This window comes from Microbacterium sp. K35 (assembly GCF_004794375.1).
Classification (GTDB): Bacteria; Actinomycetota; Actinomycetes; order Actinomycetales; family Microbacteriaceae; genus Microbacterium; species Microbacterium sufflavum.
This window is the reverse complement of sequence record NZ_SSDM01000042.1, coordinates 1-9,023: the sequence shown is the minus strand read 5'-3', so window position 1 is coordinate 9,023 and position 9,023 is coordinate 1. Positions and strand designations below refer to the sequence as shown.

Here is a 9,023-nt window from a genome sequence, read left to right as displayed (position 1 = left end):
GACCCCGCCTCCGCCCACGCGCGGGTGCGGGGTCGGAAAGGGGCCTGCGGGGGCGGGTTCCGGCCCGTTTTCCGTCCCGCACGCCGCCCACCCGCTGTCCCGCGGCTCGTCCGCACTCCTGAAATCACATACGGAACGCAAGAGAGAGAAGCACATGAAGAAGAAGATCCTGACCCTCACCGCTCTGGGCGCCGCAGCAGCGCTCACCCTCGCCGGATGCAGCGGCGACGGAGCCGGTGGCACCAGCGCGGGCGGCGGCGACGCCGACGACAAGGGCACCATCACGCTCGGCTTCCTGCCCTCCTGGACCGACGGCCTCAGCACCGCGTACCTCCTGCAGGACCAGCTGGAGAAGATCGGTTACACGGTCGAGATGAAGACGCTCACCGAGGCGGGTCCCCTCTACACGGGTCTCGCGCAGGGCGATGTCGACATGTACCCGTCGGCCTGGCCCGAGCTCACGCACGCCGAGTACATGAAGAAGTACGGCGACGACATCGAAGACCTCGGCGCGTACTACGACAACGCCAAGCTCACCCTCGCGGTGCCGGAGTACTCCGAGCTCACCTCCATCGAAGACCTGGCGGGCAAGGGGGCGGACTTCGACGGCAAGATCTACGGCATCGAGCCGGGCGCCGGCCTCACCGCGCAGACGCAGAAGATGATGCCCGAGTACGGGCTCGACGGCGAGTACGAGCTGGTGACCTCGTCGACCGCGGCGATGCTGACCGAGCTGAAGACCGCGACCGACAAGCAGGAGGACATCGTCGTCACGCTGTGGCGTCCGTTCTGGGCCAACGACGCCTTCCCCGTGAAGGACCTCGAAGACCCGAAGGGCGCCATGGGCGAGGCCGAGCGCCTGCACTTCCTCGGCACCAAGGGCTTCGCCGAGGAGTTCCCGGAGGCGGCCGAGCTGATCGAGAAGATCAAGCTCGACGACGAGCAGTACGGTGCGCTCGAAGACCTCGTGGTCAACGAGTACGGCGAGGGCAAGGAAGCCGACGCGGTCGACGCGTGGCTGGAGAAGTACGGCGACCAGTTCGACTGGACCGTCAGGTGAGCTGACCCGTCTCTGCACGAAGGGAGGGCTCCCGTCCGGGGGCCCTCCCTTCGACGTCTCCCCCGGCCGGGGCTTGCCTTCGCGATTGCGCTGGCGGGTCGGCGTGCGCTTCACTGAACCCGAACCCCACCCGGCACGCGACACCCGAGGACGAGATGGCCACCGAGAGCACCACACCCCTCCGCGTCCGGCCGCGGATCTGGATCGGCCTCGTCATCTACCTGGCGTACGTCGCGGTCGTCTTCACCGTGCAGCAGGCGACCGGCATTCCCTACACGTCCCTCGGCGACAGCGGACGCGACCTCTTCCTGGGCGCCGGCCTGTCCCTCATCGTCGGAGCGGTGCTCCTGGCGATCACGACGAGCCTGCTCGGGTGGTGGCGTCCCGCCCTGTTCGAGCGGACGCGCGCCGCGCATCGCTGGCCGATCATCGCCCCGGTGCTGATGGCGGTGGCCCTGGGCGTGAACCTCGCCTCCACCGACTGGGCCTCCTACGACGGCGCCTTCTTCGCCGCGTCGATCGTCCTGCTGCTGGTCGGCTTCACCGAGGAGCTGACCACGCGCGGACTGCTGCTCGTCGGGCTGCGCAGCCGCCTGTCCGAGGTGTGGGTGTGGCTGCTGACCTCCGCGCTGTTCGGACTCATGCACCTCATCAACGCGCTCAGCGGGCAGCCTTTCGCCCCCACGCTGCAGCAGGTGTTCCTCGCCTTCGGCGCCGGCACCATCTTCTACGTCCTGCGCCGCGTGACCGGCAGCCTGATCTGGGCCATGGTGCTGCACGGGTTCTGGGACTTCTCGACCTTCGCGGTCGGGCACGGCGCCGCAGGGCCGCTGGCCGGGCTGGGCCCTGTGCTGGAGATCGTCGCGGTGGTGGTGGCGCTGGTGGGCGTCGCGTTCGTGATCCGCGGCGCCGACGAGCGCACCGCGACACCGTAGAGCACTCGTCCGCCGCGGGTGGCACCCCCCTTACGCTCCGCGGGGGAAGGTGCGACCATGACCGTTCGCGGACCCGGCCGGGCCCCGGCAACGGGAGAGGGAACCATGTGCACAGGACTGAGCTTCACCACCGCCGACCACTACTTCGGGCGCAACCTCGATCTGGAGTTCTCGTACCACGAGACCGTCACCGTGACACCACGGAACTTCCCCTTCGAGTTCCGACGGATCCCGCCCCTGTCGACCCACCACGCCATCATCGGCATCGCGACCGTCTCCGACGGCTACCCGCTGTACTACGACGGCACGAACGAGAAAGGCCTGAGCATGGCCGGACTCAACTTCCCCGACAACGCCTTCTACCCCGCGGAGGGATCGGGCGGCACGGAGATCACCCCGTTCGAGTTCATCCCCTGGGTGCTCGGGCAGTTCGAGACCGTCGCCCAGGTGAAGGACGCGCTGCGATCCGTGAGCCTCGTCGACATCTCCTTCAGCGCGGAGTTCCCGCTGTCGCCGCTGCACTGGATCATCGCCGACCGGACCGCCTCGATCGTGGTGGAGAGCGTGCGTGACGGACTGAAGGTGTACGACAACCCGTGGGGCGTGCTCACGAACAACCCCACGTTCGACATCCAGAGCTTCCGCCTGAACGACTACCGGCACCTCACGCGCCGCCAGCCCGACAACACGTTCGCGCCGGATCAGTCGCTCGACCTGTACAGCCGCGGCATGGGCGGGATCGGGCTGCCCGGCGACCTGTCGTCGTCGTCGCGCTTCATCAAGGCGGTGTTCACCCGCATGAACTCGGTCTGCGGCACCACCGAGTCGGAGTCGCTGAGCCAGTTCTTCCAGATCCTCGGCTCCGTCGCCCAGCAGCGCGGGTGCGTGCAGGTGGGCGACGAGGAGAAGTATGAGATCACGATCTACTCGTCCTGCTGCAACACCGACCGGGGCGTCTACTACTACACGACGTACGAGAACAGTCAGATCACCGGGGTCGACATGCACCGTGAAGACCTCGACGGCACCGCGCTCGCCGTGCACCCTCTCGTCGAGGGGCAGCAGATCGCGATGCAGAACTGACGCGCCTCGGGCCCGTCGTCTCGATGCGCTCGCTCAGCGGCCGGCGCCTGAGCAGGGAGCGCAGCCCTCGAACGACGGACGCAACCCCCTGACCGGCGTGCGGCGGCCGGCGTAGCCTGTGGCCGTGGACGGGTTCGCGGCGGTCGACTTCGGGTTCGCCCGCGAGGTCCTGCAGCGGGGCATCGCGGCGCTGTACGTGGTCGCGTTCGTCTCCACGCTCAACCAGTTCCGCGCCCTGCTCGGCGAGCACGGACTGCTGCCCGCCCCGGCCCTGCTCGACTGGGTCGCGCAGAAGAGCGAGCGACGGAAGCTGCTGCACCCCACGCTGTTCACCCGCTGGCGCTATACCGACCGGCGGCTCGTGGCGCTGTCGTGGGCCGGGATCGCGGTGGGTGTGCTGCTGGTCGCGGGGGTGCCGCAGCTCGGGCCGCCGTGGCTGCCGATGGTGTGCTTCCTCGCGCTGTGGTTCGGGTACATGTCGGTCGTGAGCATCGGGCAGACGTTCTACTCCTTCGGGTGGGAGATGCTGCTGCTCGAGGCCGGGTTCCTGGCGGCGTTCCTGGGGTCGAACGACCAGCCGCCGCCGGTCGTGGTGATCGTGCTGTTCTGGTGGCTGCTGTTCCGCCTGGAGTTCGGTGCCGGGATGATCAAGATCCGCGGCGGGCGCGAGTGGCGCGACCTCACCGCCATGACGTTCCACCACGAGACGCAGCCGATGCCGGGCCCGCTCAGCCGCCGGGCGCACCTGCTGCCGCGGTGGTTCCACAGGCTGGAGGTCATCGGCAACCACGTCGCGCAATTGGTCGTGCCGTTCTTCCTGTTCGCTCCCGTCCTGTCGCTGTGGGTACCGGGGCCGGTGCCGCAGATCGTCGGCGCGGTCGCCGGCGGTGTCGTGATCGCGACCCAGCTGTGGCTCGTGCTCACCGGCAACTTCGCGTGGCTGAACGCGGCGACGATCGTGCTCGGCTTCTCGGCGATCGGGCTGCCGGGGGTGGGCGCGGCCGAGCGGGCACCCGAGACGGCGCTGCCCTGGACCGTGTCGGGGATGCCGCTGTGGTGGGTCGTGGTGACCTCGGCCGTCGGCGTGCTGTTCGTGGTGCTGAGCGTGCCGGCCGTGCGGAACCTGTTCGCGCGGCGGCAGCTGATGAACGCGAGTTTCCACCGGTGGCAGCTCGCCAACGCCTACGGCGCCTTCGGCACGGTGACGCGGGAACGCATCGAGATCGTGGTGGAGGGGTCGGACGACGAGGAGGGGGTGCACTGGCGGGAGTACGGGTTCCGCGGCAAGCCCGGAGACGTGCGGCGCGTGCCGCGGCAGTTCGCCCCGTACCACCTGCGGCTGGACTGGTTGATGTGGTTCCTGCCGCTCGGGCACTCGCTGGACGACTGGTTCACGGTGTTCCTGCTGCGACTGCTCGAGGCCGACGGCCCGACCCTGCGGATGCTGCGCGTCGACCCGTTCCACGGTGAACGGCCGCGATGGGTGCGGGCGGTGTCGTACCGGTACCGTTTCGCGACCCGCGCGGAGCATCGCGCCGACGGTGCCGTGTGGGTGCGCAGCGGTCGCCGTGTGATCCTCGGTCCGCTCGGCCTGCGCTGAGGACGGCGCGTTCCGGGGGCGTGAAGGAGACCTCCCGCCCTGAACGAGCGTCGGCGCGCTCGGCTCCTTCCGGGCGCGAGATCCTGCAGACCGCGCGGCCGGAGTCGGGCGATTCAGATGTCCTCGCCGACGGGCTGGTCGCGAAGCCGCCAGATGCCAGGCGGGGGCGCCGATTGACAGTCGGATCCATAGCTCCTATAAGAGCTACATGTCCGATCCGCGAGCGTTCGTCCAACACATGATGACGGACTTCTCGTGACCGAGCCCCGCAGTCAGGCGCGGTTCCCGCGCGTCCCACGGCGACGGTACGTCGCTGCGGGACTCTGGGCGGCGGCTCAGATCGTGGTTGCCGGCGGCGGCGTGCTTCTCGTCTTTCTCACTGCGATGCGAGGGGACGGGTGCGCGTTCTCATGCAGAGACGATGTCGCCAACGTCGTGATCGACGGCACGAAGGCGGCTCTCCTCGTGATCACGCTCATCGAGGTGGCCATGCTCGTCATCGCACTCATCAAGAGGGCCTCGCCGCATGTGATCGGTGGTGTGGCGATCGGTCTGAGTCTTGCCGTGATCACTGTCGCGTCCGTGCTCATGGTCTCCGCGTACCCGGTTTCCCCATGATGTGAAGGAGATCTCTGCCTGCCATACCGTGCGGCCGAGCGCAGCGAAACGCCCCGGCCGGGGTGCGAGACCCCGGACGGAGCGTTCCGTTCCGCTTGGCGACGATCAGCTGACCTTCTTCCGGTAGGAGATGATCGCGAACACGTAGGCGACCACGAGGATGCCGACGCACCAGGCGAGGGCGATCCAGATGTCATCGCCGACGGGCCGCTCGGCGAACAGCGCCTGGATGGTGTTGACGATCGAGGTGACCGGCTGGTTGTCGGCGAACCACTGCACGGGTGCGGGCATGGTGTCGGTCGGCACGAACGCCGAGCTGATGAACGGCAGGAAGATCAGCGGATACGAGAACGCGCTCGCCCCGTCGACCGTCTTGGCGTTCAGGCCGGCGATGATCGCCAGCCACGTCAGCGCGAGGGTGAACAGCATCAGGATGCCGATCACTCCGAGCCAGGCCCACACGCTCGCCCCGGTGCGGAAGCCCATCAGGAAGCCGACGCCGAAGATGATCGCGAGGGTGATCGCGTTCGCCGTGAGCGACGTCAGCACGTGGGCCCACAGCACGCTCGATCGGGCGATCGGCATGGAGTGGAACCGCTCGAAGATGCCGCTCTGCATGTCGGTGAACAGCCGGAACGCGGTGTAGGCGATGCCCGACGCGATCGCGATGAGCAGGATGCCCGGCAGCAGGTAGTTCACGTAGTTGTCGGTGCCGGTGCTCTGCTGGAGCGCGCCGCCGAAGACGTACACGAACAGGAGCATCAGCGCGATCGGGGTGACCGCGGTGGTGATGATCGTGTCGGGGCTGCGGAAGATGTGCCGCATGGAGCGGCCGGTGAGGGTCGCCGTGTCGGCGGCGAAGTGCGTGCTCATGCTGCGTCCTTCCGTGAGGGTCCGATCAGGGTGAGGAAGATCTCCTCGAGGGTGGGCTGCTTCTCGACGTACTCGACCTGCGCGGGCGGGAGCAGCTGCTTCAGCCCGGCGAGGGTGTCGTTCGCGATGATGCGGCCCTCGTGCAGGATCGCGATCCGGTCGGCCAGCTGCTCCGCCTCGTCGAGGTACTGCGTGGTGAGCAGCACCGTGGTGCCGCTGTGCGCGAGCTGCTTCACGACGTCCCACACCTCGATGCGCGCCTCGGGGTCGAGGCCCGTGGTCGGCTCGTCGAGGTAGATCACCTCGGGGTCGCCGACCAGGCTCATCGCGATGTCGAGCCGCCGCCGCATGCCGCCCGAGTAGGTGCCGACCTTGCGGCCACCGGCGTCCGTCAGGCGGAAGGTGGCCAGCAGGCGGTCGGCGACCCCGCCCGGGTCGGACAGGTGCCGCAGCTTCGCGACCAGCACGAGGTTCTCGCGCCCGGTGAGGATCTCGTCGACCGCGGCGAACTGCCCGGTGAGGCTGATCTTCTCGCGGACGCCGAGGGGGTTCGCGGCGACGTCGACGCCCTGCACGGTCGCCGTGCCGGCGTCGGCCTTCAGCAGCGTGGAGAGGATCCGCACCATCGTGGTCTTGCCGGCACCGTTCGACCCGAGGAGGGCGAAGATCGATCCCCGCTCCACCTCGAAGTCGACGCCGCGCAGCACGTGCAGGTCTTTGTAGGACTTCTCGATGCCTCGCACCGAGAGGGCGGTGTTCGTCATGACTGCTCCTTCTTCTTCGCGTCCTCGACGGCCTTGGTCAGCCGGGCGCGCTCCTTGTCGACCCACTGGGTGCCCCCGTAGGCCTCGGCGTAGGTCTCGGCGAACTCGACCGGGTCGGCGCCGATGATGTCGTCGATCGGGGTGCCGTCGATCGCGGCGCGCTCCCACAGGTCGGCGAGGTCGAGGAAGATCTGCACGAGCGTGTCGCCGTCGGTGATCCCCCCGTAGTACATCGTGTAGCGGTGCTGGGCGTTGGCGACCGTGCGGTACGGCTCGGGCAGAGCCTCGATCCGCGCCTTCGCCTGCTTGTACTGTTTCTTCTGCTCGAGCGATCCGGTGAGCGCTTCGATCCACTTGGCGGCCATGTCAGTTCTCCTCGCTGGGGGTGTTCGTGTGAGTGGTGTTCAGTCGTTCGATGTGCGTCGTGAGGAAGTTCCAGGTGGTCCAGAACTCCTCCAGCTCCTGCCGGCCCGCGGCGTTCAGGGTGTACACCTTGCGGGGCGGGCCCTTCTCGCTCGGCACCTTCTCGACGTCGACGAGCTTCTTCTGCTCGATGCGCACCAGCAGGGCGTAGACGGTGCCCTCGGCGGTGTCGGTGAAGCCGTGGTCGCGCAGGCGCGTGGTGATCTCGTAGCCGTAGGCCGGCTGCTCGGCGAGGAGGGCCAGCACGATGCCCTCCAGGGTGCCCTTGAGCATCTCGGTCATCTGCTTGCCCATGTGGTCCCCCTCTCCTTCTCGGTTCAGTACTCAGTGTTGCTGGGTACCGGTACAAAGTAACACTGAGTACCGGTACCTAGCAACACCGAATACCGAACTTCTTCGGAGAGGTGCGACGGCGTCAGCTGCGCAGGTAGGCGAGCACGGCGAGGACGCGGCGATGCCCGCTGTCGCTCGACGAGAGGCCGAGCTTGGCGAAGATGTTGCCGATGTGCTTGCTCACGGCGGTCTCCGTGACGAACAGCCGCTCGGCGATCGTGGTGTTGTCGAGCCCCTCGGCCATGAGGCCCAGCACCTCGCGCTCGCGCGGGGTGAGGGTCTGTACGGGGTCGTCGGCGCGACGGCGGCTGAGCAGCTGCGAGATCACCTCGGGGTCCATCACGGTGCCCCCGGCGGCCACGCGGCGCAGGGCGTCGACGAACGCCGCGACCTTGCCCACCCGCTCCTTCAGCAGGTAGCCCAGACCGTCGGCTCCCGCGGCGAGCAGTTCCCCCGCGTAGCGATCCTCCACGTAGGCGGACAGCACCAGCACCGGGAAGCCGGGACGGCGGGCCCGCGCCTCGGCGGCCGCCTTGAGGCCCTCGCTCGTGAAGGTCGGCGGCATCCGCACGTCGAGCACCGCCGCATCGGCATCGTCGAGCAGCGCGAGGAAGCCCTCGGCGTCGGGCACGGCACCGATCACGTCGAAACCCTCGCTGCGCAGCAGCAGCGCCAGCCCCTCCCGCAGCAGGGTGTCGTCCTCCGCGATCACGATCCGCACGGCAGCTCCGTCCTCAGCACGGTCGGCCCGCCGGCCGGGCTCGTCACGTCGAGCGTGCCCTCGAAGGCCTCGATCCGGCGACGGATTCCGGCGAGACCCCCGCCCGGCCGCTCGACCGCCCCGCCGACGCCGTCGTCCTCCACCGCGATCAGCAGCAGCTCGCCCTCCCGCTCGACCCGCACCGTGGCGCGCGTCGCCGCGGCGTACTTGTTCACGTTGGTCAGCGCCTCCGCCACGACGAAGTAGCTCGCCGACTCCACCGCCGCCGGTACCCGGCCCACCCCGGCGGTCTCCAGCGCGCACGGCACCACGCTGCGCCCGGCGAGCGACGCGAGCGCGCCCTCCAGGCCCAGCTCGTCGAGGATCGGCGGGTAGATGTCGTGCACCGTGCGCCGCAGACCGGCGAGGGCGTCGGCCGCGGCATCCTGCGCCCGCCGCAGCGGTTCTCCGACGTCGCCGCCCGTCTCCTGCGCACGCTCCGCGATCCCCAGCATCATCACCACGTTCACCAGCCGGTTCTGCGCCCCGTCGTGCAGGTCGCGCTCGATGCGGCGCAGCTCGGCCGCGTGCGCGTCGAGCGCCGCCGCCCGGCTCAGCGTCAGCGCGTCCACCC

At 69.0% G+C, this 9,023-nt stretch carries 11 protein-coding genes; 5 read left to right on the top strand and 6 right to left on the bottom strand.

The genetic code is table 11. The features are described from left to right. Positions 1-154 precede the first annotated feature (154 nt). The 5 genes from DW299_RS01025 (at position 155) to DW299_RS01005 (ending at position 5,296) form a co-directional block, all read left to right on the top strand. Complete coding sequence (locus tag DW299_RS01025; RefSeq protein WP_136035325.1) at positions 155-1,060, top strand: glycine betaine ABC transporter substrate-binding protein; 906 nt, start codon at positions 155-157, stop codon at positions 1,058-1,060. Between the two features lie 155 nt (positions 1,061-1,215). Next, the gene (locus DW299_RS01020; protein WP_136035324.1) at positions 1,216-1,995 is read left to right on the top strand and encodes a CPBP family intramembrane glutamic endopeptidase; all 780 of its coding nucleotides are present in this window, start codon (positions 1,216-1,218) and stop codon (positions 1,993-1,995) included. A gap of 105 nt (positions 1,996-2,100) precedes the next feature. Then, positions 2,101-3,078: a choloylglycine hydrolase gene (gene bsh, locus DW299_RS01015; protein ID WP_136035323.1), complete on the top strand. Its 978-nt coding sequence runs from the start codon at positions 2,101-2,103 to the stop codon at positions 3,076-3,078. A gap of 124 nt (positions 3,079-3,202) precedes the next feature. After that, positions 3,203-4,678, top strand: coding sequence for a lipase maturation factor family protein (locus DW299_RS01010; RefSeq protein WP_136035322.1), 1,476 nt, complete (start codon positions 3,203-3,205; stop codon positions 4,676-4,678). A 255-nt stretch (positions 4,679-4,933) separates the two neighbouring features. Beyond that, positions 4,934-5,296 (top strand): hypothetical protein, encoded by a 363-nt coding sequence (locus DW299_RS01005; protein ID WP_136035321.1) that lies wholly within the window; start codon positions 4,934-4,936, stop codon positions 5,294-5,296. A gap of 105 nt (positions 5,297-5,401) precedes the next feature. Here DW299_RS01005 and DW299_RS01000 read toward each other — a convergent pair whose 3' ends face one another. From DW299_RS01000 to DW299_RS00975, 6 genes are all read right to left on the bottom strand, one after another. Beyond that, positions 5,402-6,169 (bottom strand): ABC transporter permease, encoded by a 768-nt coding sequence (locus DW299_RS01000; protein ID WP_136035320.1) that lies wholly within the window; start codon positions 6,167-6,169, stop codon positions 5,402-5,404. After that, positions 6,166-6,933, bottom strand: coding sequence for an ABC transporter ATP-binding protein (locus DW299_RS00995; RefSeq protein ID WP_136035319.1), 768 nt, complete (start codon positions 6,931-6,933; stop codon positions 6,166-6,168). The genes DW299_RS01000 and DW299_RS00995 overlap by 4 nt, the downstream gene beginning before the upstream one ends. Continuing rightward, positions 6,930-7,298 (bottom strand): DUF1048 domain-containing protein, encoded by a 369-nt coding sequence (locus tag DW299_RS00990; protein ID WP_136032206.1) that lies wholly within the window; start codon positions 7,296-7,298, stop codon positions 6,930-6,932. The genes DW299_RS00995 and DW299_RS00990 overlap by 4 nt, the downstream gene beginning before the upstream one ends. Before the next feature lies 1 nt (position 7,299). Continuing rightward, positions 7,300-7,650 (bottom strand): PadR family transcriptional regulator, encoded by a 351-nt coding sequence (locus tag DW299_RS00985; protein ID WP_136032205.1) that lies wholly within the window; start codon positions 7,648-7,650, stop codon positions 7,300-7,302. 121 nt (positions 7,651-7,771) lie between these two features. Beyond that, complete coding sequence (locus tag DW299_RS00980) at positions 7,772-8,410, bottom strand: LuxR C-terminal-related transcriptional regulator (RefSeq protein ID WP_136032203.1); 639 nt, start codon at positions 8,408-8,410, stop codon at positions 7,772-7,774. Further along, a partial coding sequence (locus DW299_RS00975) for a sensor histidine kinase (RefSeq protein WP_240745277.1) occupies positions 8,398-9,023 on the bottom strand: 626 nt, incomplete at its 5' end. The genes DW299_RS00975 and DW299_RS00980, both read right to left, overlap by 13 nt.